Annotated in this window: 24 protein-coding genes; 4 read left to right on the top strand and 20 right to left on the bottom strand. The window is 74.5% G+C overall.

What is annotated here, in order from left to right; genetic code table 11:
- Window positions 1-4: 4 nt before the first annotated feature.
- The 8 genes from EDD39_RS10570 to EDD39_RS10535 all read right to left on the bottom strand — a co-directional run bounded on the left by EDD39_RS10570 (window position 5) and on the right by EDD39_RS10535 (window position 11233).
- Window positions 5-1612 (bottom strand): succinic semialdehyde dehydrogenase, encoded by a 1608-nt coding sequence (locus EDD39_RS10570; RefSeq protein ID WP_123555058.1) that lies wholly within the window; start codon window positions 1610-1612, stop codon window positions 5-7.
- A gap of 116 nt (window positions 1613-1728) precedes the next feature.
- Complete coding sequence (locus tag EDD39_RS10565; RefSeq protein ID WP_123555056.1) at window positions 1729-3426, bottom strand: serine/threonine-protein kinase; 1698 nt, start codon at window positions 3424-3426, stop codon at window positions 1729-1731.
- Between the two features lie 156 nt (window positions 3427-3582).
- Window positions 3583-4665 (bottom strand): protein kinase, encoded by a 1083-nt coding sequence (locus tag EDD39_RS10560; RefSeq protein ID WP_123555054.1) that lies wholly within the window; start codon window positions 4663-4665, stop codon window positions 3583-3585.
- A gap of 53 nt (window positions 4666-4718) precedes the next feature.
- Window positions 4719-6386, bottom strand: coding sequence for a serine/threonine-protein kinase (locus EDD39_RS10555; protein WP_123555052.1), 1668 nt, complete (start codon window positions 6384-6386; stop codon window positions 4719-4721).
- A 253-nt stretch (window positions 6387-6639) separates the two neighbouring features.
- Window positions 6640-7758, bottom strand: coding sequence for a GuaB3 family IMP dehydrogenase-related protein (locus EDD39_RS10550; RefSeq protein ID WP_014136225.1), 1119 nt, complete (start codon window positions 7756-7758; stop codon window positions 6640-6642).
- 165 nt (window positions 7759-7923) lie between these two features.
- Entirely contained in the window at window positions 7924-9426 is a 1503-nt protein-coding gene (gene guaB / locus EDD39_RS10545) for an IMP dehydrogenase (protein ID WP_123555050.1), read from the bottom strand.
- Between the two features lie 277 nt (window positions 9427-9703).
- Entirely contained in the window at window positions 9704-10426 is a 723-nt protein-coding gene (gene shbA, locus EDD39_RS10540) for an RNA polymerase sigma factor ShbA (RefSeq protein ID WP_081966661.1), read from the bottom strand.
- A gap of 195 nt (window positions 10427-10621) precedes the next feature.
- Window positions 10622-11233 (bottom strand): response regulator transcription factor, encoded by a 612-nt coding sequence (locus tag EDD39_RS10535; protein ID WP_014136228.1) that lies wholly within the window; start codon window positions 11231-11233, stop codon window positions 10622-10624.
- 533 nt (window positions 11234-11766) lie between these two features.
- Here EDD39_RS10535 and EDD39_RS10530 point away from each other — a divergent pair.
- Window positions 11767-12093, top strand: a complete 327-nt coding sequence (locus tag EDD39_RS10530) for a WhiB family transcriptional regulator (RefSeq protein WP_030457376.1) — start codon at window positions 11767-11769, stop codon at window positions 12091-12093.
- 85 nt (window positions 12094-12178) lie between these two features.
- On the opposite strand, the gene EDD39_RS10525 is transcribed toward EDD39_RS10530, so the two are convergent.
- From EDD39_RS10525 to groES, 3 genes are all read right to left on the bottom strand, one after another.
- Complete coding sequence (locus EDD39_RS10525) at window positions 12179-13180, bottom strand: LysR family transcriptional regulator (RefSeq protein WP_123555047.1); 1002 nt, start codon at window positions 13178-13180, stop codon at window positions 12179-12181.
- 266 nt (window positions 13181-13446) lie between these two features.
- On the bottom strand, window positions 13447-15081 hold the full coding sequence (gene groL / locus EDD39_RS10520; RefSeq protein WP_123555045.1) for a chaperonin GroEL: 1635 nt from the start codon (window positions 15079-15081) through the stop codon (window positions 13447-13449).
- Between the two features lie 114 nt (window positions 15082-15195).
- On the bottom strand, window positions 15196-15501 hold the full coding sequence (gene groES / locus EDD39_RS10515; protein WP_014136232.1) for a co-chaperone GroES: 306 nt from the start codon (window positions 15499-15501) through the stop codon (window positions 15196-15198).
- A 293-nt stretch (window positions 15502-15794) separates the two neighbouring features.
- Here groES and EDD39_RS10510 point away from each other — a divergent pair, with 293 nt between their 5' ends.
- Complete coding sequence (locus EDD39_RS10510; protein WP_123818211.1) at window positions 15795-16118, top strand: hypothetical protein; 324 nt, start codon at window positions 15795-15797, stop codon at window positions 16116-16118.
- Between the two features lie 30 nt (window positions 16119-16148).
- Window positions 16149-17327 (top strand): class I SAM-dependent methyltransferase, encoded by a 1179-nt coding sequence (locus EDD39_RS10505; protein WP_123555041.1) that lies wholly within the window; start codon window positions 16149-16151, stop codon window positions 17325-17327.
- On the opposite strand, the gene EDD39_RS10500 is transcribed toward EDD39_RS10505, so the two are convergent.
- The 5 genes from EDD39_RS10500 to tsaB all read right to left on the bottom strand — a co-directional run bounded on the left by EDD39_RS10500 (window position 17303) and on the right by tsaB (window position 20785).
- Entirely contained in the window at window positions 17303-18187 is an 885-nt protein-coding gene (locus EDD39_RS10500) for a polysaccharide deacetylase family protein (RefSeq protein ID WP_123555039.1), read from the bottom strand. The two genes, EDD39_RS10505 and EDD39_RS10500, sit on opposite strands and share 25 nt — an antisense overlap.
- Window positions 18188-18268: 81 nt before the next feature.
- On the bottom strand, window positions 18269-18514 hold the full coding sequence (locus EDD39_RS10495) for a hypothetical protein (RefSeq protein ID WP_425269674.1): 246 nt from the start codon (window positions 18512-18514) through the stop codon (window positions 18269-18271).
- A gap of 11 nt (window positions 18515-18525) precedes the next feature.
- On the bottom strand, window positions 18526-19611 hold the full coding sequence (gene tsaD / locus EDD39_RS10490) for a tRNA (adenosine(37)-N6)-threonylcarbamoyltransferase complex transferase subunit TsaD (RefSeq protein WP_123555035.1): 1086 nt from the start codon (window positions 19609-19611) through the stop codon (window positions 18526-18528).
- Window positions 19604-20083, bottom strand: a complete 480-nt coding sequence (gene rimI, locus EDD39_RS10485; protein ID WP_123555033.1) for a ribosomal protein S18-alanine N-acetyltransferase — start codon at window positions 20081-20083, stop codon at window positions 19604-19606. Before rimI ends, tsaD begins: the two co-directional genes overlap by 8 nt.
- Window positions 20084-20137: 54 nt before the next feature.
- On the bottom strand, window positions 20138-20785 hold the full coding sequence (gene tsaB, locus EDD39_RS10480) for a tRNA (adenosine(37)-N6)-threonylcarbamoyltransferase complex dimerization subunit type 1 TsaB (protein WP_030457386.1): 648 nt from the start codon (window positions 20783-20785) through the stop codon (window positions 20138-20140).
- A gap of 152 nt (window positions 20786-20937) precedes the next feature.
- On the opposite strand from tsaB, the gene EDD39_RS10475 reads away from it, so the two are divergent.
- Window positions 20938-21507: a L,D-transpeptidase gene (locus tag EDD39_RS10475; RefSeq protein ID WP_123555031.1), complete on the top strand. Its 570-nt coding sequence runs from the start codon at window positions 20938-20940 to the stop codon at window positions 21505-21507.
- Between the two features lie 53 nt (window positions 21508-21560).
- On the opposite strand, the gene EDD39_RS39465 is transcribed toward EDD39_RS10475, so the two are convergent.
- The 4 genes from EDD39_RS39465 to alr form a co-directional block, all read right to left on the bottom strand.
- Window positions 21561-21722, bottom strand: a complete 162-nt coding sequence (locus tag EDD39_RS39465; protein ID WP_162869986.1) for a hypothetical protein — start codon at window positions 21720-21722, stop codon at window positions 21561-21563.
- Between the two features lie 102 nt (window positions 21723-21824).
- The gene (tsaE, locus tag EDD39_RS10470) at window positions 21825-22334 is read right to left on the bottom strand and encodes a tRNA (adenosine(37)-N6)-threonylcarbamoyltransferase complex ATPase subunit type 1 TsaE (RefSeq protein ID WP_030457388.1); all 510 of its coding nucleotides are present in this window, start codon (window positions 22332-22334) and stop codon (window positions 21825-21827) included.
- 61 nt (window positions 22335-22395) lie between these two features.
- Complete coding sequence (locus EDD39_RS10465) at window positions 22396-23547, bottom strand: alpha/beta fold hydrolase (protein ID WP_123555030.1); 1152 nt, start codon at window positions 23545-23547, stop codon at window positions 22396-22398.
- 3 nt (window positions 23548-23550) lie between these two features.
- Window positions 23551-24735, bottom strand: a complete 1185-nt coding sequence (gene alr, locus EDD39_RS10460; protein ID WP_051816404.1) for an alanine racemase — start codon at window positions 24733-24735, stop codon at window positions 23551-23553.
- Between the last annotated feature and the right edge of the window lie 143 nt (window positions 24736-24878).

The following is a 24878-nucleotide window of genomic DNA, read 5'->3' as shown; positions in this document are numbered from 1 at the left end:
CGTACTACTTGAGTCGGAACGCCTTCATGGCCTTGAGGCCGGTGGTGAAGAACTCGGCGAACTTCCGGTCGTCCATGCCCATCGACGGGCCGATCGGCAGCAGCCGCTGCACCGCGACGGTCTGCGCCTCGGTGTAGCGCAGGATGCCCTCGGAGCCGTGCCGCCGGCCGAGCCCGGAGTCGCCCATGCCGCCCATCGGGGAGGCCACCGAGCCGTAGGCGGCGGCGTACGCCTCGTTGACGTTGACGGTGCCGGTGCGCAGCCGGGCGGCGACCTTGCGGCCGCGGCGGGTGTCCTTGGTCCAGACGCTGGAGTTCAGGCCGTACGGGGTGGCGTTGGCGGCGGTGACGGCCTCGTCCTCGGTGTCGAAGCGGTAGACCGAGACGACCGGGCCGAAGGTCTCCTCGGCGCAGACCGCCATCTCGGGGGTGACGCCGTCGAGGATGGTGGGCTCGTAGAACAGCGGGCCCAGGTCGGGCCGGGCCTGACCGCCGGCCAGCACCTTCGCGCCGGCCTTGACGGCCTCCTCGACGTGCCGGGTGACGGTCTCCAGCTGGCGGTGGGAGACCAGCGAGCCCATGTCGGCGCCGTAGGCGAGGCCGCCGCCCAGGCGCAGCGCGGCGGTCCTCTCGGCGAACTTGGCCAGGAAGGCGTCGGCGACCGAGCGGTGCACGAAGAGCCGTTCGATGGAGATGCAGAGCTGGCCGGCCGAGGAGAAGCAGGCCCGGACGGCGCCCGCGGCGGCCCGGTCCAGGTCGGCGTCGGCGAGCACCAGCATGGCGTTCTTGCCGCCGAGTTCGAGCGAGGCGCCGACCAGGCGCTCGGCGGCCCGGCGGGCGACGTCGCGGCCGGTGCGGGTGGAGCCGGTGAAGGCGACGTAGTCGGCGCGCTCGACGACCTGCGGGCCGACCACGGGGCCGTCGCCGAGCACGATCTGCCACACCTGCGGGGGCAGTCCGGCCTCGACGAACAGCTCGCGGGCCCACAGCGCGGTCAGCGCGGTCTGGGTGTCCGGCTTGTTGACCACCGCGTTGCCCGCGACGAGCGCGGGCAGCGCGTCGCCGACGGACAGTTCCAGCGGGTAGTTCCACGGCGAGATCTGGCCGACCACGCCCTTGGGGCGGCGGGCCTCCACGGCGCTGGTCAGGCCGGGCACGGCGCCGCCGCGGCGGCGGTCCTTCAGGTAGGAGTGCGCGGTGCGGCCGTAGTGCCGGGCGGCCGAGGCGACGGCCATGACCTCCTCGAAGGCGTGCAGCCGGGCCTTGCCGGTCTCCGCCTGGATGAGGTCCAGCACCTCGTCCTGCCGCCTGAGCAGCAGGTCGTGGAAGCGCAGCAGGACGCCCGCCCGGTGCCGCACCGACAGTGCGGCCCAGGCGGGTTGGGCCCGCCGCGCCTGGGTGAACGCCTGCTCGACGTCCGCCTCCGAGGAGACCGGCAGCGCGGCCAGCGCCTCGCCGGTCAGCGGCGCGAGCGTCCCGGCGGTCCGCCCGCCGGTCGCGGTCACGCCCTCGGCCAGCCGCGCCACCAGCGCGGCCGGCACCGCCGAGGCGACGTCGCGCGCCGCCCCCTTCGCCGCGGGGTTGCGCCGGCCCTGGATCGTGCTCTCCGTCATGCGGGCAGCCTAGGCCCTGGAACCCGACTTGTGTACCCGCCGGTAACACCAAAAGGCGGCGGGTCGGATTCCGGTCGGACGGCGGGCGGGTCCGGTCAGATGGTGGGCGGGTCCGGTCAGATGGTGGGCGTGAAGTTGTTCAGGACGGTGGTGAACTGTCGCAGGCTGTCGCGCCAGTCCTTCTCCGGCCCGGACACGTACACCATGAACGCCGTCCCGTCGGCGCGCCGGAACTCGACCTCCTTGGCGTGGCGGCGGGCGTCCTTGGCACCGAAGCTGAACTCCCACACCGCCGCCTCCTGCCCCTTGATCTTGGCGGTGTCGAGGCTGGTGCGCTGGTAGTCGGTGAGGCTCTTGCTGAGCGAGCCCTCCATCTGCAGGAAGTGGTCCTCGGGCGCGAGCGGCTGGCCGACCATCACCGCGAACAGCAGGAAGTGCTCCTGCTTGTCGGGCGTGTAGTAGATCTGCCCGCCGTCCTTCTCGGTGCGCACCCAGGTGCCGTTGGTGGGCAGCAGGAAGCGGAACCCGGCCGGGTCGTCCTTCCAGGTGTACCCGGCGGGCGCGGGCGCGCCGCTGGGCAGCGGGCTGTCGCTGGGCAGCGGGTTGTCCCCGGTGGGGAGCGGGCCGGGCGGGGTCGGGTCGGGTGCGACCACCGGCGTCCCGCGGTGCTGGTGCAGGTAGTACGCACCGCCGCCCGCCCCGGCCAGCAGCAGCGCGCCGACCAGCGTCCACAGCACCGCCCGGCCGCGCCGGCGCCGGGGCGCCGGAACGGGCCCGGCGGCCGGAACGGGAGCGGGCGCGGGTACGGGGGCGGTCGGCTGCACCGGGGTGCGGACCGGCTCGGTGACCGGCTCGGCCACTGCGGCCGCCGCCGCGGCGGCGGCCTCGGCCGCGGCCGTCTCGGTGGTCCGGTCGACCACCGGGACGACCTGGGTGGGCAGCCGCGGCTCCCCGGCCTGCTCGGGGACCCGGATGCTGACGGTGTGTCCGTCGGCGACCTCGCGCAGCATCCGGCCGGTCTCGTCGGCGCCGGGCCGCTCGGCCGGGTCCTTGGCCATCAGCGCGGCCAGCACCGGTCCGAGCCCGGCGGCCCGGCGCGGTTCGGGCAGCGGCTCGTCGACCACCGCGGTGAGCGTGCTGAGCGGGTTGTCCCGGCGGAACGGCGACTCGCCCTCGACCGCGTGGTACAGCGTCGCGCCGAGCGCCCACAGGTCGGAGGCCGGTCCGGGCCGCTGGCCCTGGGCCCGCTCCGGGGCCAGGTAGTCGGGCGAGCCGACCAGGTCGCCGGGGCGGGTGATGTCCATCGCGCCCTCGAACTTGGCGATGCCGAAGTCGAGCAGCACGGCCCGCCCGGTGCCGTGCTCGAGCAGCACGTTGGCGGGCTTGACGTCGCGGTGCAGCACCCCCAGCTGGTGACCGCGGTGCAGGGCGGCGAGCACCTGGAGGCCGACGTCGGCGGCCTCCCGGGGCGTCAGGGTGCCGTCCTGGTTGATCACGTCGGACAGCGCGCGGCCGTCCACCAGCTCCATCACGATCCACGGCCGGCCGTCCTGCTCCAGCACGTCGTGGATGGTGATCACGCCCGGGTGCTTGATCCGGGCCGCGGCCCGGGCCTCGCGCTTCATCCGGGTCTGGAGCATCTCCAGGTCCTCCTCCGAGAGGTGGCTGACCGTCAGCTCCTTGACGGCCACCTCCCGGTCCAGCATCTCGTCCCTGGCACGCCAGACGGTCCCCATCCCGCCGCGTCCCAGGCGCTCGCCGAGCGCGTAACGCCCGGCCAGCAGACGGCCTGTCGACTGGTCCTGTGCGCCCATGACCGTCCCCCCCTTCATTCCCCCACCGCCGGTCGGACGGGGTCCTGGCAGACCGTGTGCCTGCTCGCACCGACGGTTCAGGAGGCAAGCCTAGGCCGCCCGGGGCCCGCCGGGAATCGCGCCCCGGCCTCCGCATCGCACGGTGACCGGGCGCTCTCAGCCCGCGACCGCGACGATCACCCCGATCGCCGCGCACAGCAGCACCAGCACGCCCGCCAGCACCAGCGGCCCGAGCAGTTTCGGCGGCACCCGCGGCGGGCGGGCCGGGCCCTGACGGTCCGTCGGCCGGCCCGGGCGGCGGCCGCCGCCCGGCCGCGGCACCAGCGGACCGGCCTCCGGACGGGGCACCGGCAGCAGCGAACCGGGCGGGCCGTCCAGGCCCGGTTCGGGCGCGAACGCCAGCAGGTCGCGCAGTTCCCGCTGCACGGCGACCGCGTCGGGCCGGGCCGCGGCGTCCGGCCGCAGCAGCCGTTCGACCAGCGGCCGCAGCGGGCCGCAGCCGTCCGCGGGGTGGTGCTGCCCGTCCCGGACGGCCGCCAGCAGCGTCGGCAGGTCGTGCTCCGGGTAGGGGCCGTGGCCGGTCAGCAGCCGGTACAGCAGCACGCCCAGCGCCCAGGTGTCGGCGGGGGCGCCCGCGTCGATCGCCCAGCGCTCGGCGAGCGGTCCGAGCATCAGCGCCCGGGTCTCGTACACCCGGCGCGGCACCTCGCCGCCGAGCGCCGCGCACAGCTCCTCCTCGGCGGCGCCCAGCAGCAGCCCGCCGAGCATCGCCGCGCCGTCCTCGCAGACCAGCACCGTGCGCAGGGTCAGGTTCCCGTGCGTCAGACCGGCCTCGTGCACCGCCCGCAGGGCGCCCGCCAGGTCCGCGCCGATCTCCGCCACCCGGTACGGCGAGACGGGGCCGTTGCCGGCCAGCCGCTCCAGCGGCACCCCGCCCACCGCCTCCTCGGCGACCCACAGCACCTCGTCCTCCGGGCCCGCCGCGAGCCCGCGCAGCAGCCGCGGGTGCGCGGCGGCGGCGGCCGCGACCTGCGCGACCCGGGCGGTCAGCCGCGGCCCGTACGACGGCGCGGGCGCCCCCACCGGGTGCCCGGGCACCAGCAGTTCGGGCAGTTCCAGCCCGAACAGCCGCACCCGCGCCCCGCTCTGGACGTCCACCGCAGGAAGGCCGACCTCCCCCTCCGAACGGCCCGTCACCCGGTACCGCCCGGCCACCACTTGACCCGGCTCCGCTCGCATGCCTGTTCCTCACGCCGTCGTCCCGCCAGCGTACGGCCCCGGGCCGCCGCGACCTACGGTGCGGGCTGGAAGCTCTCGAAGGCGATCCGGCGGGCCAGCGAGCCGTCCGGGGCCGACCAGACCTCCTCGGGCATGGTCCAGTAGATCGCGTACCCGTACTTGCCGCCGCCGGTGACGAAGCCGCGGTTGAGCGAGTGCAGCAGGGTGCCGGTCTTGCCGGTGTAGGTCCACTCCCAGTCGGCGGCGTTGGCCCAGTCCCGGTAGGAGACGGCCTCCACCCGGACCTTGCGGTAGTTGGTCATCTTCGCGTTGCGGTCGGACTCCTGCCAGTCCTTCAGGGCGCTCGCCCCGGCCGGGGACTGCCAGTCGACGACCAGCCGCAGCCCGCGGCCCTCGAAGCGCCGGCTGGTGGCGCGGTAGTCCGGCCCCTGGTCGGACATCCAGTCGGGCAGCGCGATGCTGAACCCGGACTTGTCCTTGTACACCGTGTACCCGGCCGGGAGCTGCCCGGGCGACAGCACCGGCGACGGGTCCGCGGCGGCCGGCGCCGAGGGCGAGCCGTCGGCCGACGGGCTCGCGGACGCCTCCGCCGAGGGCGGGCCGGCCGGCGCGGACGCCGTGGCCGCCGGGGACCCCTGGTCCGCGGCGGCCGCGCCGCCGCCGTGGCCGCGGGGCCAGAACACCACCAGCGCCGCGATCAGGGCGAGCGCCGCGACCACCGCCGCCCCGGCCAGCAGCGCCCGCCGCCGCGAGCCGAACGGCCCGCCCGCGGACGGCACTTCGGCCTTCCGCGCGGGCCCGGCGGCCGGTTCCGCGATCGGCGCCGCGGCCGGTTCCGGCCCGGGCTCCGGCGGCTTCGGGACGGCCACCGTCTCGGCCTCCGGCAGCGGCTTGCCGGCCGCGATCAGTTCGAGCAGCGGCCGGGCGGCGTCGGCGTCCATCCGCTTCGCCGGGTCCTTCTCCAGCAGGCCCTCGATGACGCCGCGCAGCGGCCCGGCGTTGCGCGGCTCCGGCAGCGGCTCGGTCATCACCGCGGTGAGGGTGGCCAGCGCGTCGCCCCGGTCGTACGGCGGGACGCCCTCGACCATCGCGTACAGCGTGCCGCCCAGCGACCACAGGTCGGAGGGCGGTCCGGGCAGCTTGCCGCGGGCCCGCTCGGGGGCGATGTAGGAGGGTGCGCCGACCAGCATGCCGGTGGAGGTGATGGAGGTGTCGCCCTCGACGCTGGCGATGCCGAAGTCGGTGAGCACGGTCCGCCCGTCCTCGCCGATCAGCACGTTGGACGGCTTGACGTCGCGGTGCAGGATGCCCTGGCGGTGCGCGGCGCCGAGCACCCCGAGCAGGTCGAGCGCGATCCTCGCGGCCCGTTCGGGGGCGAGCGGGCCGTCCTCGGCGACCACGTCGGCCAGCGAGCGGCCGGCCACCAGCTCCATCACGATCCACGGCCGGTCGTCCTCCTCGACCACGTCGAAGACGGTGACGGCCGCGGTGTGCCGGATCCGGGCGGTGGCCTTGGCCTCGCGCAGGGTGCGGACCACCAGCCGGTGCTTCTCGATCTCGTCGACGGTGCCGGTCATCCGCAGTTCCTTGACCGCGACGATCCGGCCCAGCATCTCGTCCTCGGCCCGCCAGACGGTGCCCATGCCGCCGCGCCCGAGCACCTCGCCGAGCCGGTAGCGGTCCGCCAGCAGTCGGCCGGTCGGTTCCTGCGGCTGCGTCATCGGTGCGCTCTCCCCATGGTGTTGCGGCCCTCGGCGGGCACCCCGGCCGTGACCTGACGGCATGTCGGACCGCCGGGGGCGGCGGTCGCACGCCGGAGCCCCCATCATCCCCTGTCCCGCCCCGGCCCGGCCACCCGCCCCCGGTCCGGCCGGCCGGTGGCCTCCGGGTGTCCTCCCGGCGTACGGACGCCGCAGGGCCCCCGCCGGTTGCGGCGGGGGCCCTGCGGCCTGCTGACGGGTGCTCAGCGGGGCGTCACCGGCCGGGGTTGACCGTGACCTCGACCCGCTGGAACTCCTTGAGCTCGGTGTAGCCGGTGGTGGCCATCGCCCGGCGCAGCGCGCCGAACAGGTTCATCGTGCCGTCGGGGGTGTGCGACGGGCCGGCCAGGATCTGCTCGGTGGTGCCGACGGTGCCCAGGTGCACCCGCTTGCCGCGCGGCAGCTCCTCGTGGACGGCCTCCATGCCCCAGTGGTAGCCCTGGCCGGGCGCGTCGGTGGCGCGGGCCAGCGCGGCGCCGATCATCACCGCGTCCGCGCCGCAGGCGACGGCCTTCGGGATGTCGCCGCTGTAGCCGACGCCGCCGTCCGCGATGACGTGCACGTACCGGCCGCCGGACTCGTCCATGTAGTCGCGGCGGGCGGCGGCGACGTCCGCGACGGCGGTCGCCATCGGGACCTGGATGCCCAGCACGCCCCGGGTGGTGTGCGCGGCGCCGCCGCCGAAGCCGACCAGCACGCCGGCCGCGCCGGTGCGCATCAGGTGCAGCGCGGCGGTGTAGGTGGCGCAGCCGCCGACGATCACCGGCACGTCCAGCTCGTAGATGAACTGCTTGAGGTTCAGCGGCTCGGCCGCGCCCGACACGTGCTCGGCCGACACCGTGGTGCCGCGGATCACGAACACGTCGACGCCCGCGTCCACCACGGCCTTGGAGAACTCGGCGGTGCGCTGCGGCGAGAGCGCGGCGGCGGTCACGACGCCCGAGTCACGGACCTCCTTGATCCGCTCCTTGATCAGCTCGGCCTTGATCGGCTCCGCGTACACCTCCTGCAGGCGCCGGGTAGCCGCCGCCTCGTCGGGGATGGCGGCGATCTCCTCCAGCAGCGGCCGCGGGTCCTCGTACCGCGTCCACAGCCCCTCCAGGTTCAGCACGCCCAGGCCGCCCAGCTGCCCGATCGCGATGGCCTGCTGCGGCGACACCACGCTGTCCATCGGCGCCGCCAGGAACGGCAGTTCGAACCGGTAGGCGTCGATCTGCCAGGCGATCGAGACCTCCTTCGGGTCACGCGTACGGCGGCTGGGGACGACGGCGATGTCGTCGAAGGAGTACGCCCGGCGGCCGCGCTTGCCTCGCCCGATCTCGATCTCAGTCACTTCGAGCCCTTCTGCTGCTTTCCATCTCCCGACCGGGTCCCCCCGGCCACGCCCCCAAGTATCCCGTACGCGCCCCCACCTGCCCCGCCAGGGGCGCGCCCGGGCCCGGACGGCACGGAACCGCCCGGCCGGCGGTCGATCCGCGGCCGGGCGGTTCCGGTGGCCTCAGCGCGCGTTGTAGTTCGGCGCCTCGACCGTCATCTGGATGTCGTGCGGGTGGCTCTCCTTGAGGCCCGCCGAGGTGATCCGGACGAACCGCCCCTTGGTCTGCATCTCCTCGATGCCGGCCGCGCCCACGTACCCCATGGTCTGCCGCAGGCCGCCGACCAGCTGGAAGAGCACCGCGGACAGCGGGCCGCGGTAGGGCACCTGGCCCTCGATGCCCTCGGCGATCAGCTTCTCGTCCGAGGAGACCTCGGCCTGGAAGTAGCGGTCCTTGGAGAAGGACTTCGCCTGCCCGCGGGTCTGCATGGCGCCCAGCGAGCCCATGCCGCGGTACGACTTGAACTGCTTGCCGTTGATGAAGAGCAGCTCGCCGGGCGACTCCTCGCAGCCGGCCAGCAGCGAGCCGAGCATCACGGTGTCGGCGCCGGCGCACAGCGCCTTGCCGATGTCGCCGGAGTACTGCAGGCCGCCGTCGCCGATGATCGGGACGCCCGCGGCCTGGCAGGCCTGGGCGGCCTCGTAGATCGCGGTGACCTGCGGGACGCCGACGCCGGCGACCACGCGGGTGGTGCAGATCGAGCCGGGGCCGACGCCGACCTTCACGCCGTCCACGCCGGCGTCGAGCAGCGCCTGGGCGCCGTCCCGGGTGGCGACGTTGCCGCCGACGACGTCCACCGGCACGGCGGACTTGATCTTGGAGATCCAGGACAGCGCGTTGTGCGAGTGCCCGTGCGAGGTGTCGACGACCAGGAAGTCCACGCCCGCGCCGACCAGCGCCTGGGCCCGGTCGAAGGCCTCGGCGGAGGCGCCGACGGCGGCACCCACCAGCAGCCGGCCCTCGGAGTCCTTGGCGGCGTTCGGGTACTTCTCGGCCTTGACGAAGTCCTTGACGGTGATCAGGCCCTTGATCCGGCCCTCGTCGTCGACCAGCGGCAGCTTCTCGATCTTGTGGCGGCGCAGCAGCGCGACCGCGTCCTCGCCGGAGATGCCGACCTTGCCGGTGATCAGCGGCATCGGCGTCATGATGTCGCCGACCTTGCGGCTGCGGTCGGTCTCGAAGGCCATGTCGCGGTTGGTGACGATGCCCAGCAGCTTGCCCTCGGCCGTGGCCACCGGCACGCCGGAGATCCGGAACCGGGCGCACAGCGCGTCGGCCTCGGCCAGCGTGGCCTCCGGGCCGACGGTGATCGGGTCGGTGACCATGCCGGACTCGGAGCGCTTCACCAGGTCGACCTGGTTGACCTGGTCCTCGATCGACAGGTTCCGGTGCAGGACGCCGACGCCGCCCTGGCGGGCCATCGCGATCGCCATCCGGGACTCGGTGACCTTGTCCATCGCGGCCGACAGCAGCGGGATGTTGACCCGCACGTTCCGGGAGATCCGCGAGGAGGTGTCGACCTGGTTGGGCAGCACCTCGGAGGCCCCGGGCAGCAGCAGGACGTCGTCGTACGTGAGTCCGAGCATGGCGAACTTCTCGGGTACGCCGGCGGCGTTGTAAGACATGGGGAACCTTCCGTGGCGGGCCGTCGTTCTGCGCACGGGCGCCCGGCTGTCACCGGCCGCCAAGACGCCCGGCGCTTCGGAGGAACCTCCAAGGGAACCCCGCGCGCACCGGAGAAACTTTGGCGACCCGACCAGGCGCCGATACCCCATGGTACTGGTGGTCCGGGGTGGGTCGTCGCGCCCTCTTGACAACATCCGACCGCCCGCACTTCTTCCGCTCGCAGCCGGTCGGCCGTCCACGCGCGTCCAGCAGCGCGGACGGGAGCCGGGCCCGGACTCAGCCGCTCTCCTCCGCCAGCGCCCGCAGCCGCGACAGCGCCCGGTGCTGGGCGACCCGCACCGCGCCCGGGGACATCCCGAGCACCTCGCCGGTCTCCTCCGCCGACAGCCCGTCCGCCACCCGCAGCAGCACCAGTTCGCGCTGCCGGGCCGGCAGGTAGGACAGCAGCTCCTTGATCCACTCGGCGTCGCTGGAGAGCAGTGCCCGCTCCTCCGGGCCGAGCGAGTCGTCCGGGGTCTCCGGCAGGTCGTCCGGCGGGATCACCGTCGAGCCGGGCCCGCGCATCGCGGCCCGCTGCAGGTCGGCGATCTTGTGCGCGGCGATCCCGTACACGAAGGCCTCGAACGGGCGCCCGGTGTCCCGGTAGCGGGGCAGCGCGCAGAGCACCGCGACGCACACCTCCTGGGCCACGTCGTCCACGTGGTGCCGGGCCCCGCCGGGCAGGCGCACCAGCCGGCCGCGGCAGTACCGCAGCGCGAGCGGGAGCACGTAGCCGAGCAGCGCCTCGATCGCCGGGCCGTCCCCGCGGACCGCCGCCGCGACCAGTTCGGCCACCTCGGGCGACGTCCCCGCGCCGAGGACGGGCGGGCGGACCGCCGCTCCCGACGGACCGTCGGATCCGGTCACCGGACCGCCCGGTGCCGACGACGGATCGGCAGCCGCACCCTCGGGGGCGGGCTGCACCGGGTCGGGCCCGGCGGCCTCCTCGTCGTCACGCATCGGTCCATGGTGCCTGGTCGGGCCGGAAAACGCGGCACCGCGTCCGGACTTGTGCATCGGAACGTTATCCGTCGCCGCGTGCACCGTGCCGCCTCCCCTGCCTGTCCGCTGGTCCCCGAGGTGCTCCACTACTCCATGGTGCAGCCTCGGGACCACAACGTCACACGTCCGAGCGAGCGCAGTTCGCGCGCCCGCTCAGCGGACCAGGCCCCAACGGAAGCCCAGCGCCACCGCGTGCGCGCGGTCCGAGGCGCCCAACTTCTTGAACAGCCGCCTGGCGTGCGTCTTCACGGTGTCCTCGGACAGGAACAGCTCGCGGCCGATCTCGGCGTTGGAGCGGCCGTGGCTCATCCCCTCCAGCACCTGGATCTCACGGGCCGTCAGGGTCGGCGCGGCGCCCATGTCCGGGCTGCGCAGCCGGCGCGGGGCGAGCCGCCAGGTCGGGTCGGCCAGCGCCTGGGTGACGGTGGCCCGCAGCTCGGCGCGCGAGGCGTCCTTGTGCAGGTAGCCGCGGGCCCCGGCGGCGACCGCGAGGGCCACCCCGTCCAGGTCCTCGGCGACGGTGAGCATGATGATCCGGGCGCCCGGGTCGGCCGACAGCAGCCGGCGGACCGTCTCCACCCCGCCGAGGCCGGGCATCCGGACGTCCATCAGAACGAGATCGGAACGGTCGGCCACCCAGCGGCGGAGGACCTCCTCACCGTTCGTCGCAGTGGTCACCCGGTCCACGCCGGGCACGGTCGCCACCGCACGGCGAAGCGCCTCCCGGGCGAGCGGGGAATCGTCGCAGACGAGTACGGATGTCATGACCGTCGTCCTCCGCAGCTGATCCGCGTCACGTTGAGCCTCCTGGCTGGTACGAACCTCTCCGACACGGCCCCGGACGGACCCGTCCCGATCGCCTCGCTGCGCGACCGTTCCCTGTCCTGCACCCGCTGACCGCCTCCGTACATCCAACGACCGTCACTCGAATGAGTTACGGCCTCACGTCCATATCCACCACTGTACGTGGCCGACCCATCACAGAAGAGCCACCTCGCGGTGCACACGCCGCACTTTTGTGCAGCTCGCGCGCGGTGCCCGCGCCGCGCACGCCCTCCGCGGAGGGTCCGCGCCCGGCCGGGCACCCGATCGGTGCAGCAATCGGGTTCAAACCTCTTGCCCCGTTTGTCCGTTTTTATAGCTTCTGTCAGGTCATTGACTGATTCGTCGGACTGTGGGTGACTTGTCCGTGTAGTTGGCTTAAGTCATATTTCCAGGTGTCCGTACCGGCCCCGTGCAGCCTCGCCGCAGCAGTCGCAGTCGAGCCGCCAGGTCCCGAGCCATGAAGGGAATGAGCCATGGCAGATTTCTCCCGCCTCCCCGGCCCCAACGCAGACCTCTGGGACTGGCAGCTCTCCGCCGCCTGCCGCGGCGTCGACAGCTCGCTGTTCTTCCACCCCGAGGGCGAGCGCGGCGCGGCCCGGACCTCCCGCGAGACGAGCGCCAAAGAGGTCTGCATGCGCTGCCCGGTCCGCACCCAGTGCGCGGCCCACGCCCTGGCCGTCCGCGAGCCGTACGGGGTCTGGGGCGGCATGACCGAGGACGAACGCGAGGAGCTGCTCGGCCGCTCCCGCAACCGCCTGGCCGAAGTCCCGCTGGCGATGCCGCAGACCATCCGCCGCTGAACCCCCGCCCCGCCGCGGCCGTCCCCGCCGCAGCGGCCCGCACCACGCGGACGCGTCGCCCGCCCGTCCCCGGCCGGCGCCGCGCTCAGCGGGCGGCGGCCGACGCCGCGAGCTGGTCCAGCATCAGCGCCACCGCCGGAACCTCCGCCAGGTCCGGCAGGGTCAGCGCCACCACCTCGCGCCGGGCCGGCTCGCCCGACGCCACCCGCACCGGCACCGCCGCCACCCCCGGGTGCCGCACCGACTCCAGCGCCAGCCCCGGCAGCACCGCCACCCCCAGGCCCGCGCCGACCAGGCCCACCACCGCCGGGTAGTCGTCGGTGGCGAACTCGATCGCCGGCGCGAAGCCCGCGTCCGTGCACAGCTCCACCAGGTGCCCCCGGCACTGCGGACAGCCCGCGATCCACTGCTCCCCCGCCAGCTCCGCCAGGTCCACCGGGTCGCCCTCGCCCCGGCCCGCCAGCGGGTGCCCGGCCGGCACCAGGCCCACCAGCGGGTCGTCCAGCAGCGGGCGCACCACCAGCTCCGTCCAGTCGTTCGCGGCCGCGGTCGCCGCCGCCTCCAGCGCCGCCTCGGCCCGCGCCTCGCGCAGCGTCGCGTGCGGGGACGGCAGGCTCAGCCCGCCCTGCGAGTCCGGGTAGCGGAACGCCAGCGCGACCTCGCACTCGCCGCCCCGCAGCATCGCCAGCGCCTGGGTCGGCTCCGCCTCCACCAGCGAGACCCGCACCCCCGGGTGCGCCGTCCGCACCTGTGCCACCGACCGCGGCACCAGCGTCGAACTCGCCGTCGGGAACGAGACCAGCCGCACCCGCCCGGCCCGCAGCCCGGCGATCGCCGCGACCTCCTCCTCGGCCGCCGACAGCCCCGCGAGGATCCCGTCCGCGTGCCGCAGCAGCACCCGTCCGGCCTCGCTCAACTGCATCTCCCGCCCCGACCGCACCACCAGCGGGGTGTCCACCGCCTTCTCCAGCGCCTTCATCTGCTGGCTCACCGCGGGCTGCGTGCACCCCAGTTCGCGCGCCGCGGCGGAGAACGACCCGGTCCGGGCGACGGCGTGCAGGACGCGGAGGTGGCGGGCTTCGATCACGCTTCAACTCTAGGGGAGCCGGAAAACCACAGGGTGCGAGAGCCTGCGGAAGCAGGGGCGCGGGGAACTGCGCGCCCGGCCCGGCACCGCGCCCGCAGCCGGCGACGTGCCTCCGGCCCCACCCGCCCCGCTCCACGCGAAGGGGCGCGAGGCCCTGGCGGTCCGAGCCCGGCACCACGAGAGTGCCCGGTCGGTCGCGCAGTTCCTCGCGCCCCTGCTTCCGCCTTCGCCGCCTCAGCGGCGGCCGGCGGCTAGCGGCCGGCGCTTCAGTGGCTGTGGCCGTGGCCGCCGTGCGAGTGGCCGTGGCCCGCCCCCTCGTCCTCTTCCTTCTTCTCCACCACGAGGGTCTCGGTGGTGAGCAGCAGGGAGGCGATGGAGGCGGCGTTCTCCAGGGCGGAGCGGGTGACCTTGACCGGGTCGATGACGCCGGCCTTGACCAGGTCGCCGTACTCGCCGGTGGCGGCGTTGTAGCCCTGGCCGGCCTCCAGCTCGGCGACCTTGGAGGTGATGACGTAGCCCTCGAGGCCGGCGTTCTGGGCGATCCAGCGCAGCGGCTCGGCGAGCGCCTTGCGGACGACGGCGACACCGGTGGCCTCGTCGCCGGACAGGCCGAGGCCGCCCTCCAGGACCTTCGCGGCGTGGACGAGCGAGGCGCCACCGCCGGCGACGATGCCCTCCTCGACCGCGGCGCGGGTCGCCGAGATGGCGTCCTCCAGGCGGTGCTTGCGCTCCTTGAGCTCGACCTCGGTGGCCGCGCCGACCTTGATCACGCAGACGCCGCCGGCCAGCTTGGCGAGGCGCTCCTGGAGCTTCTCGCGGTCCCAGTCGGAGTCGGTGTTGGCGATCTCGGCCTTGATCTGGGCGACCCGGCCCGCGACCTCGGCGGAGTCACCGGCGCCGTCGACCACGATGGTCTCGTCCTTGGTGACGGTGATCCGGCGGGCGGTGCCGAGCACCTCCAGGCCGACCTGGTCGAGCTTGAGGCCGACCTCCTCGGAGACGACCTGGCCGCCGGTGAGGGTGGCGATGTCGCCGAGGATCGCCTTGCGGCGGTCGCCGAAGCCGGGGGCCTTGACCGCGACCGCGTTGAAGGTGCCGCGGATCTTGTTGACCACCAGGGTGGAGAGGGCCTCGCCGTCGACGTCCTCGGCGATGATCAGCAGCGGGCGGGAGCCGCCGGCCTGCAGGACCTTCTCCAGCAGCGGCAGGAGCTCCTGGATGGAGGAGATCTTGCCCTGGTTGATCAGGACGTACGGCTCCTCCAGGACGGCTTCCTGGCGCTCCGCGTCGGTGACGAAGTACGGCGACAGGTAGCCCTTGTCGAACTGCATGCCCTCGGTGAACTCGAGCTCGACGCCGAAGGTGTTGGACTCCTCGACGGTGATCACACCGTCCTTGCCGACCTTGTCGATCGCCTCGGCGATCAGCTCGCCGACCTGGGCGTCCTGCGCGGAGAGGGAGGCGACGGCGGCGATGTCGTCCTTGCCCTCGATCTCGCGGGCCACCGAGAGGAGGTGCTCGGAGACGGCGGCGACGGCCTTGTCGATGCCCTTCTTCAGGGCGGCCGGGCCGGCGCCGGCGGCGACGTTGCGCAGGCCCTCGTTGACCAGGGCCTGGGCCAGCACGGTGGCGGTGGTGGTGCCGTCGCCCGCGACGTCGTTGGTCTTGGTGGCGACCTCCTTGACCAGCTGCGCGCCGAGGTTCTCGTACGGGTCGTCGAGCTCGACCTCGCGGGCGATGGTCACACCGTCGTTGGTGATGGTGGGGGCGCCGAACTTCTTGTCGATGACGACGTTGCGGCCCTTGGGGCCGATGGTCACCTTGACGGTGTCGGCCAGCTTGTTGACACCGCGCTCCAGCGAGCGGCGGGCGTCCTCGTCGAACTGCAGGGTCTTCGCCATGGTCCCGTTTCCTCAGGGGTAGGTCTGCGTACGTGGAGCAACAACCGCGCCCCGGGCCCCTGTCGGTGCGACACGGATCCGGGGCGGGCTGGGACGTCTTACTGCGCGGACGTCTTACTTCTCGATGATCGCGAGGACGTCGCGGGCCGAGAGGACGAGGTACTCCTCGCCCTGGTACTTCACCTCGGTGCCGCCGTACTTCGAGTACAGGACGATGTCACCGACGGCGACGTCGAGCGGCAGACGCTGGCCGTCCTCGAAGCGACCCGGGCCGACGGCCAGGACGACGCCCTCCTGGGGCTTCTCCTTGGCCGTGTCCGGGATCACCAGGCCGGAGGCGGTGGTGGTCTCGGCGTCGAGCGGCTGGACCACGATGCGGTCCTCGAGCGGCTTGATGGCAACCTTGCTGCTGGTGGTCACGTCCGAGCTCCCCTTCGGAGATTACGGGGTTGTCTAACAGGTAGGTGGCGACTTCTGCGCGCCCGCCGTCGCGGGGGTCGGACACGCTTCATCGCGTTAGCACTCTCCCTGGGGGGAGTGCCAGGAACGACCTTAGGACGCCGTTAGCACTCAGTCAACCAGAGTGCCAACGACGTCGTGTCGGATTCGCGCCCGCCGCCCGCCGCACGCCCCCCGGGAACGGGTACCCGAGCCGGGTGGAGCTGAGCCCGGGTACTCAGGTGGTGCACCAACGGCCCGGCCAGGATGGGCACATGACGACGATTCGACCGTCCGTGCGGCGGGACGCGTTCCACGCGGTGTGGCTGCTGGCCCTGGTGGTGCCGCTGCTGATGGCGGTCCCGTACCTGTTCGTGGTGGGCGTGTTCGGCCTGGCCGTGATGTCCGAGCCGGACGGGACCGGCGACGGGGCGGGCTCGGCGGTGGCGGCGTGCGGGCTGCTCCTGCTGCTGGCGGTGGCCGTGCCGGTGCTGGCGACGGCGCTGACCGCCCGGCGGGGGTACCGGATCGCGCCGCTCTCGCTGTGGACGGCGGGCCCGGTGCTGGCGGTGGCGCTGTCCTCGGTGGTCAGGCTCTGACCACCGGCGCCGGGCGGGGACAATGGCCCGGTGGAGATCGAGTCGTTCCGGGCGCTGCTGACCGAGCAGGGGCAGGCGCTGCTGGCCGAGTTGCGGGGGTTCACGGCGGCCGGGGAGCTGGCGCTGGCGACCAGGCTGCGGCGGGAGTACCCGGCGGAGCTGGTGCGGGCGGCGTTCGAGCAGGCCCGGCTGCGGCAGCGGGCGGAGGCGAAGTTCGGGGCGGACGCCGCTTCGATGTACTTCACCCAGCACGGGGTGGAGCAGGCCACCCGGCGGTCGGTCGCCGAGTGGCGGGCGGGCCGGTTCGCGGCGCTGGGGGTGAGGCGGCTGGCCGACCTGTGCTGCGGGATCGGCGGGGACGCCGTCGCGCTGGCCCGGGCCGGGATCGCGGTGCTGGCGGTCGACCGGGACGGGCTGACCTGCGAGGTGGCCCGGGCGAACGCGGCGGCGCTGGGCGTGGCCGACCTGGTGGAGGTCCGGCAGGCGGACGTCGCGGAGGTCGACACGGCGGGTTTCGACGCGGTGTTCACCGACCCGGCGCGGCGCACCTCGCGCGGCCGGGTGTTCGACCCCGAGGCGTACTCGCCGCCGCTGTCCTGGGCGGTGCGGGCGGCCCGCAGCGCCCCGTTCGGGGCGCTGAAGGTGGCGCCGGGCATCCCGCACGAGCTGGTGCCGGAGGGCGCCGAGGCGGAGTGGGTCTCGGACCGGGGCGAGGTGAAGGAGGCGGTGCTGTGGTTCGGCACGGACGCCGCCGAGCCGTACCGGGCGACGCTGCTGCCGGGCCCGCACTCGCTGTCCGGCGGCGCGCTGCCGGCCCCGCCGGTGGGCCCGGTGGGGCGCTACCTGTACGAGCCGGACGGGGCGGTGATCCGGGGCCGGATGGTCGCGGAGGTGGTGGCGGCGGTGAACGGGCGGCTGATCGACCCGATGATCGCCTACGTCACCTCGGACGAGCTGCGGCCGACCCCGTACGCGCAGGCGTACGAGCTGACCGACGTGCTGCCGTTCCAGGTGAAGCGGTTGAAGGCGCTGGTGAAGGAACGCCGGATCGGCACCCTGGTGGTGAAGAAGCGCGGGGCGTCGGTCGTCCCGGAGGAGCTGCGGCGGCAGGTGAAGCCGGCCGGGCCGAACGCGGTGACGGTGATCGTGGCCCGCACCGCGGCCGGCCCGGTGATGATGCTGGGTCAGCCGGCCGGCTTGGCGATGTAGTCGTCGAGGCGGGCGACGGTGAAGCCCTGTTCCCGGATCCGGGAGAGCAGTTCGCCGAACATCTGGGTCATGGTCTCGCCCTTGAGCTCGGACGGGCCGCGGAAGTGGGCGAGGATGATGTCGCCGTTCTTCAGCTTCTTGTCGGCGGCCTGGTACTGCATGTCGTGGATCTGCATGGACTCCCGCCACAGCACGACGGCGCGCGGCCCGCACTCCTGGACGGAGGTGTTCAGGGTGGGGGTGTTGGCGCCGTCGCCGTAGGGCGGGCGGAACAGGTACGGGGCGGTGCCGTACTGCTCGGTGAGGGCCGCCTGGTCGTCGCAGATCTGCGACTTCTGCTGGGCGGCGGTGAGCTTGCTCATCACCGGGTGGCTGACGGTGTGGTTCTGGATGCTGTTGCCGAGCGCCTGCAGCGGTTTGAAGTAGCCGTAGTTGCCCTTCACGATGTCCTTGGTCAGGAACATCGTGATCGGGACCTTGAGTTCGGTGAGCATCTCGACGAACTTCGGGTCCTTCTCGGCCCCGTCGTCGATGGTGATGAACACGACCTTGTCGGAGGTCGGGACTTCGCTGAACACCGGTACCTGGCCGGACTTGGTCAGCTTGACCGGGCGGTCGGCGGGCGGCGTGGGCGCCTTGGGCATCGGCTTGAGGCCCCACTTGGCCCAGGCGGCCTCGGGCACCGCGTCCTGGGCCGGGGAGGCGAACCCCCCGGCGGACGGCGAGCCGGCCGCGGAGGACGCCGCGGCGGGCCCGGCCGGGGCGGCGGACGACCCGGCCGGGGCCGGGTCGCTCCCGCAGCCGCTCGCCGCCAGCAGCACGGCCAGCGCGCCCGCCCCGTACCCGATCCGCTCCCGCATGCCCACCGGTGCCCCCGTCGCCTCTGCTGCCTCTACACGCGTGTCGATGTTCAGGACGCAGGCTACCGGTTCGGCGGTTGCCTACCCGGCATCCGTGCGGGTGAAGGTCCAGCGGTGCGCCGGGCGGGCCAGCAGCCCGGCGGGCGGCTCGGGCACCGGCTGCGGCTCGCCCGTCCACAGCGCGATCAGCAGCACCCGCTCGCCCGACGCGGTGAACAGCTCGACCCGCTCCAGGCCGGCCGCGCCGCGCACCGCGGGCAGCGCGGACTCCCGGGCCCAGGCGTGCAGTTCGGCGCCCCGGCCGTCCGCCGCCCGGGCCTCCCACATGGCCGCCAGGGTCACTTCAGGGCCTCGTGCGCGTGCGCGTGGAAGCTGCCGTGCTCGCCCGGGACGTGGGTCTCGGTGACCGGCAGCGAGGAGTCCGCCGACAGGTCGAAGGAGGACGGCGTGCGGCCCCGCCAGACCATCTCGGCGCCGAGCGCGGCCACCATCGCGCCGTTGTCGGTGCACAGGCCGGGCCGCGGCACCCGCAGCACGATGCCCGCCTTGTCGCAGCGCTGCTGGGCCATCTCGCGCAGCCGCGAGTTGGCGGCCACGCCGCCGCCGATCATCAAGTGGTCGACGTCGTTGTCCTTGCAGGCCCGGACGGCCTTGCGGGTCAGCACGTCGGTGACCGCCTCCTGGAAGGACGCGGCGACGTCCGCCACCGGCACCGGCTCGCCGGCCCGCCGCCTGGCCTCCACCCAGCGCGCCACGGCGGTCTTCAGGCCGGAGAACGAGAAGTCGTACGCCGGGTCCCCGGCGTTGTTCAGCCCGCGCGGGAAGGCGATCGCCTTCCCGTCGCCCTCCCGGGCCATCCGGTCCACCACCGGTCCGCCCGGGAAGCCCAGCCCGAGCACCCGCGCCACCTTGTCGAACGCCTCGCCCGCCGCGTCGTCGATGGTCGCGCCCAGCGGCCGCACGTCGGCGGTGATGTCGCCGCTGAGCAGCAGCGAGGAGTGCCCGCCGGAGACCAGCAGCGCCATCGTCGGCTCGGGCAGCCGGCCGTGCTCCAGCTGGTCCACGCAGATGTGCGAGGCCAGGTGGTTGACGCCGTACAGCGGCTTGTCCAGCGCCCACGCGTACGCCTTGGCGGCGCTGACGCCGACCAGCAGCGCGCCGGCCAGGCCGGGGCCCGCGGTGACGGCGATGCCGTCCAGGTCGCTCGCCTTCACCCCGGCGGTGTCCAGCGCCCGGCGGATGGTCGGGACCATCGCCTCCAGGTGCGCCCGGCTGGCGATCTCCGGGACGACGCCGCCGTAGCGGGCGTGGTCGTTGACGCTGGAGGCGACCGCGTCGGCCAGCAGGGTGGTGCCGCGGACGATGCCGACGCCGGTCTCGTCGCAGGAGGTCTCGATGCCGAGGACGAGGGGTTCGTCAGCCATTGTGATGATCCTTCAGGTCGCTTGCGTCGCTTGCCAGGTGGTCCAGACGCATCACCAGTGCGTCCACGTTGGCGGGCTGGTAGTAGCCCCGCCGGATCCCGACCGGCTCGAACCCGAACCGCTCGTACAACCGCTGCGCCCGGAGGTTGTCCACCCGCACCTCCAGCAGCAGCTCGGCGCAGCCGCGCCGGACCGACTCCTCGACCAGCTCGGTCAGCAGCAGCGTCCCGAGCCCCGCCCCCTGCCGGTCGGCGTCCACCGCGATGGTCTGCACGTCGCTGTCCGGCCCGACCGCCATCAGCCCGGCGTACCCGACGACCGCCCCGCCCCGGTCGACGGCCACCACGTAGTGCCGGCTCCCGCCGGGGAACGCCTCCGCCAGCTCCGACCAGTACATGCCCCGCGACCACGCGTCCTCGGGGAACAGCCGGTGCTCCAGCACCATGACGGCCTCGATGTCCCACCAGCGCATGGGCCGCAGCGCGTACTCAGCCACGCCGGCCGCCCGCCCGTCCGGGAGCGCCGGTCACGCCGGAAGCACCGCCTTGTAGCCCGCCGGGACCTGCGCGTCCGGCCGCCGCAGGTACAGCGGCGCGTTCGGCAGCAGCTCCCGGCCGGCGGCCAGCTCGCGGACCGCGAAGTCGGCCAGCGCGCCCGCCGAGACGTGCTCGGGGCCGCTCGCCGCGGGCAGTCCGTACAGCAGGGCGCCGGCGCCGACGGTCCGCTCGCCGGGGTCGGTCTCGGCCGGGCGGTCCACCGCGGGGCCGCCGGTCCGGGTGCCGTCCGCGGCGTAGGAGGCCCAGTAGACCTCCTTGCGCCGGGCGTCGGTGGCGACCGTGAACGCCCCCGTCAGGCCCTCGGTGCGGGCCTGGTGGGCGATCGCGTCGAGGGTGCAGACGCCGTGCACGGGCAGGCCGAGCGCGTCGCCGAGCGCGGCGGCGGTGACCAGGCCGACCCGCAGGCCGGTGTACGGGCCGGGGCCGACGCCGACCGCGAGGCCGGTCAGGTCGCGCTTGTCCGCTCCGGCGGCGCGCAGCACGGCCGCGATGGTGGGCAGCAGCAGTTCGCCGTGCCGGCGGGCGTCGACCTCGTAGGACTCGGCGAGCACCCGCTCTCCGTCGTGGACGGCGGCGGTGACGGCGGGGGTGGCGGTGTCGAAGGCGAGGAGGAGCACGGGTCCAAGGTTAGAGGGTCCGGCGCGGGGCCCGTGCGACCCGGTCCGGCCGGAACACACGTCCGGCAGGAGGCCGGAACGGCGGACCGCACCTGGCACGATGGGCTTCGCTGAGGTCGATACGGTGCGGCGCGGAGCGTTGAGGAGCTGACGTGGCGAAGCTGGGTCCTGGTGCGGTGGTCGGCGGGCTGACCCTGGGTGCCCTGGCGGTGATCGGGCTGCTGGCCTTCCAGGCGAACGGCGCGGCCTCGCGCGCGGTCGCGGCGGTGCCGTCCGCGTCGAGCGCGGCCCCGTCGGCCTCCGCCCCGGAGAGCGCCCGGCCGACCGTGCCGCCGCTGCCCGCCGAGTCCGGCACCGGCCTGCGGGTGGTGTACGCGCTGCAGGAGCACCAGGTGTGGCTGGTCGACCCGAAGAAGCCGAACCCGGTGGTGGCCGCGTTCAAGGTGGTGCCGGGCAACACCCTGCCGGCCGCGGGCACCTACACCGTCACCAGCCGGACCGCGGCGGGCACCGGCACGGACGGGCGGCAGATCGAGCACGTGGTGCGGTTCGCCCAGCAGTCCGGCACGGTGTTCGGGTTCAGCGCCCTGGTGGACGAGAAGGCGCCGGCCCCGACGCTGGACCCGAGGACGAAGACCGGCGGCCTCCGGGCGTCCCGGGCGGACGGCCAGGCACTGTGGGACTTCGCGCCGAACGGCACCCGGGTGGTGGTGATCGCCTGACCCGGGTCGCCGCCCCGGCGCCGCGCTCGGCCGTACCGTGCTCGGCGCTGTGCTCAGGCCGCGTCGCGCTCCGGCGGGGTGGAGACGGCCTCGGCGGCCCGGCCGGCCGCCAGCAGGGCGCGCATCGGCACCGGTGCGGCGGCGGCCCGCTCCGGCTCGGCGGCCGGCCGGGCCGCGGGGCGGTCCTCGGTGGTCCTGGGGGGTGTGCTCGCCATCGGGCGCCTCCCTAGTTAGGCATACCTAACCTGCTGGCGCCATCCCATCACGGCCCCGCCGTGCGCCGCAACCGTTTCCCGACACGCTGTCGGAAACCCGGGTCAGTTCTCACTCAAACCGGTGAGGTCCGCGGCGTCCCAGCGCCCGCCCAGCCCGGTGACGGTGACCCGCCGCCCGTCCGACTCGCCCAGCTCGTCCGCCGTCTCGCCGCCCAGGGTGCGCTCGATCCGGATCTCCAGCCGGTTCTCGGACAGCTCCTCGACCTTGCCCTCGCCCCACTCCACGACGACCACCGACTCGGGCAGCGACACGTCCAGGTCGAGGTCCTCCATCTCGTCCAGGCCGCCGGCCAGCCGGTACGCGTCGACGTGCACCAGCGCGGGGCCGCCGGTCAGCGAGGGGTGCACCCGGGCGATCACGAAGGTCGGCGAGGTGACCGCGCCGCGCACCCCCAGGCCCTCGCCCAGGCCGCGGGTCAGCGTGGTCTTGCCGGCGCCCAGCTCCCCCGAGAGCAGCACCAGGTCGCCGGGGCGCAGCAGGGCGGCCAGGCGCCGGCCGAGGCCGGTCATCCGCTCCGCGGTGTCGACGGTCAGAGTGGTCTGCGAGCCCATGGCGTCCTTCTTCGTTCGTTGCGGCCACCCCTAAGGTGCCACACCGGGCGAAGCGTTCCGCTCAGTCCTCGGGCCGCTCGGCTGCCAGCTCCCGCACCGCGTCCGGCAGCGGGCCGGTCCCGGCCCGGTCGGCGGCGCGCTCCAGCAGCGCGGCGAGCTCCCGGTCGACGGTGCCGGGGCGCTCCAGCATCACCAGGTGCCCGGCGTCCGGCACCAGCACCAGCCGGGCGGCGGGCAGTGCGGCGGCGATCGCCTCGGAGTACTCGGGCGGGGTGAGCAGGTCCTTGGTGCCGGCCAGGACGAGGACCGGCAGGCCGTCCATGGCGGCCAGCGCGGCCCGCTTGTCGTGCGCGGAGAATGTCGGGTAGAACTCGGCGACCACGTCGATCGGGGTGGCGTCCAGGAGTTGCTCGGCGAACCGGGCCACCGCCGGGTCGACGTCCTTGCCGCCGAACGAGAAGCGCCGGTAGAACACCGCGGCCAGGTCGGCGCCCCAGCGCCGGGTGGCCTCGACCAGTTCGACCTGGCGGCCCAGCAGCCGTATCACCCCGGGCGCGACCCGCTTGACCACCTTGGCGCCGACCGCGGGCAGGCCCAGCGGCACCGCGTCCCAGTCGCCCGCCAGGGTGCCGATCAGCGCGACGCCGGCCACCCGGCCGCCGGGGCCGAACAGTTCGGGGCGCCGGTCGGCCAGCGCCATCACGGTCATGCCGCCCATCGAGTGCCCGACCAGCACGATCGGCCCCTCGGGGACGGCCGCGTCCAGCACCGCCTCCAGGTCCGCGCCGAGCTGGTCGATCGAGGCGGGCTCGCCGCCCGCGTACGAGCGGGAGCGCTCGGAGCGGCCGTGGCTGCGCTGGTCCCAGAACACGGTGCGCAGCGCGCCGCGCAGCGCGGCCCGCTGGAAGTGCCAGCCGTCCTGGTTGAGGCAGTAGCCGTGGCAGAACACCACGGTCGGCCCGCCGGCCGCCGGGGCCTCGTCGACCTCGACGTACAGGCCGGTGCCGTCGGCGGCGGGCACCGTGGTGGCGGTGCCGCGCAGCGAGCCGAAGGCGGCGGCCGCGTCGAGCTCCTCGCGGGCCCGCTTGCGCATCGCCCGGCCGACCGTCATCCGCTCTATCGCCACCCCGGCCGCGGCGCCGGCCGCCAGCACGCCCAGCGAGATGCCGATCAGCCCGGCCCTGGACACCCCGCCGGTGGACTCCTCAGCCATCGGTCACCCCCGCAGTCCGCCGACGTAGCGTCGGGGGACCCGGCCCCCGATCCGGGTGATGATCTCGTACGCGATGGTGCCGCAGGCCCGCGCCCAGTCCTCGGCGGTGGGCTCGCCCCGCTCGCCGGAGCCGAACAGCAGCACCTCGTCGCCGGTCTCCGGGGTGTCCCCGCCGAGGTCGACGACGAACTGGTCCATCGCCACCCGGCCCGCCACCCGGTACCAGGTCGAGCCGATCTGCACCGGCCCGGTGTTGCTGGCGTGCCGCGGCACGCCGTCCGCGTAGCCGAGCGGGACCAGGCCGAGCGTGGTCGGGCCGGCCGTCGTGTAGTGGTGCCCGTACGAGATGCCGTGGCCGCCGGGCGCCCGCTTGACCAGCGCCAGCCGGGCCGCCAGCGACATCACCGGGCGCAGCCCGAAGTCGGCCGGGGAGCCGACGTCGGGGACGGGCGACAGGCCGTACATGGCCAGGCCGGGCCGGACCAGGTCGTAGTGCGACTGCGGCAGCAGCAGCGTCGCCGGGGAGTTCGCCAGGTGCCGCACCTCGGGGTCGACGCCGGCCCGCTCGGCGAACGCCAGGGCCTGCGCGAACGAGTCCAGCTGGGCCTGGATCGAGGGGTGTCCGGGTTCGTCGGCGGCCGCGAAGTGCGACCAGACGCCGACCACCCGCAGCAGGCCGTCGGCCTGCGCCTTGACGGCGTTCTCCACCAGGTCGGGCCAGTCGTGCGGCTGGCAGCCGTTGCGGCCCAGGCCGGTGTCGGCCTTCAGGTGCACCCGGGCCGGGATGCCGGTCTCCCGGACGGCGGCCAGCAGTTCGTCCAGCGCCCACTGCCCGCTGACCGAGACGTCCACCGACTCGCGCAGCGCCCGCGCCCACGGCCCGCCCGGCGTCCACAGCCAGCACAGGATCCGGGCCTGCTCCGGGCCGATGCCCGCGGCCCGCAGGGCGAGCGCCTCCTGCGGCGTGGCCGTCCCGAGCCAGCCCGCGCCCGCCGCGACCGCCTCCCGGGCGCACCGCAGCGCGCCGTGGCCGTAGGCGTCCGCCTTGACCACCGCCATCAGCTCGGGCCCGTTGGTGCGCGCGCGCAGCGCGGCCAGGTTGTCGCGCAGCGCGGCCAGGTCGATGGTCGCCTCGGCCCGCGCGCCCTGGGTCAGTGCGGGCGTCCCGGTGGTGTTCGCAGTCGTCATCGCGTATCAGTCTCCCAGACAGCGGCCACTCCCCCCAGCAGGGGCACGGCCCGCCGGGGGCGCGTCACCCGCCCGCCCCGCCCCGTCGGCCGTCCCGGGTGCTTCCACGCGGTGGCCCGCGTTCCGGTTCCGGTGTCGGGTCG

Source organism: Kitasatospora cineracea, assembly GCF_003751605.1.
Lineage (GTDB): Bacteria > Actinomycetota > Actinomycetes > Streptomycetales > Streptomycetaceae > Kitasatospora > Kitasatospora cineracea.
Note: the sequence above shows the minus strand (reverse complement) of the source record. Positions and strands in the feature narration are given on the sequence as shown.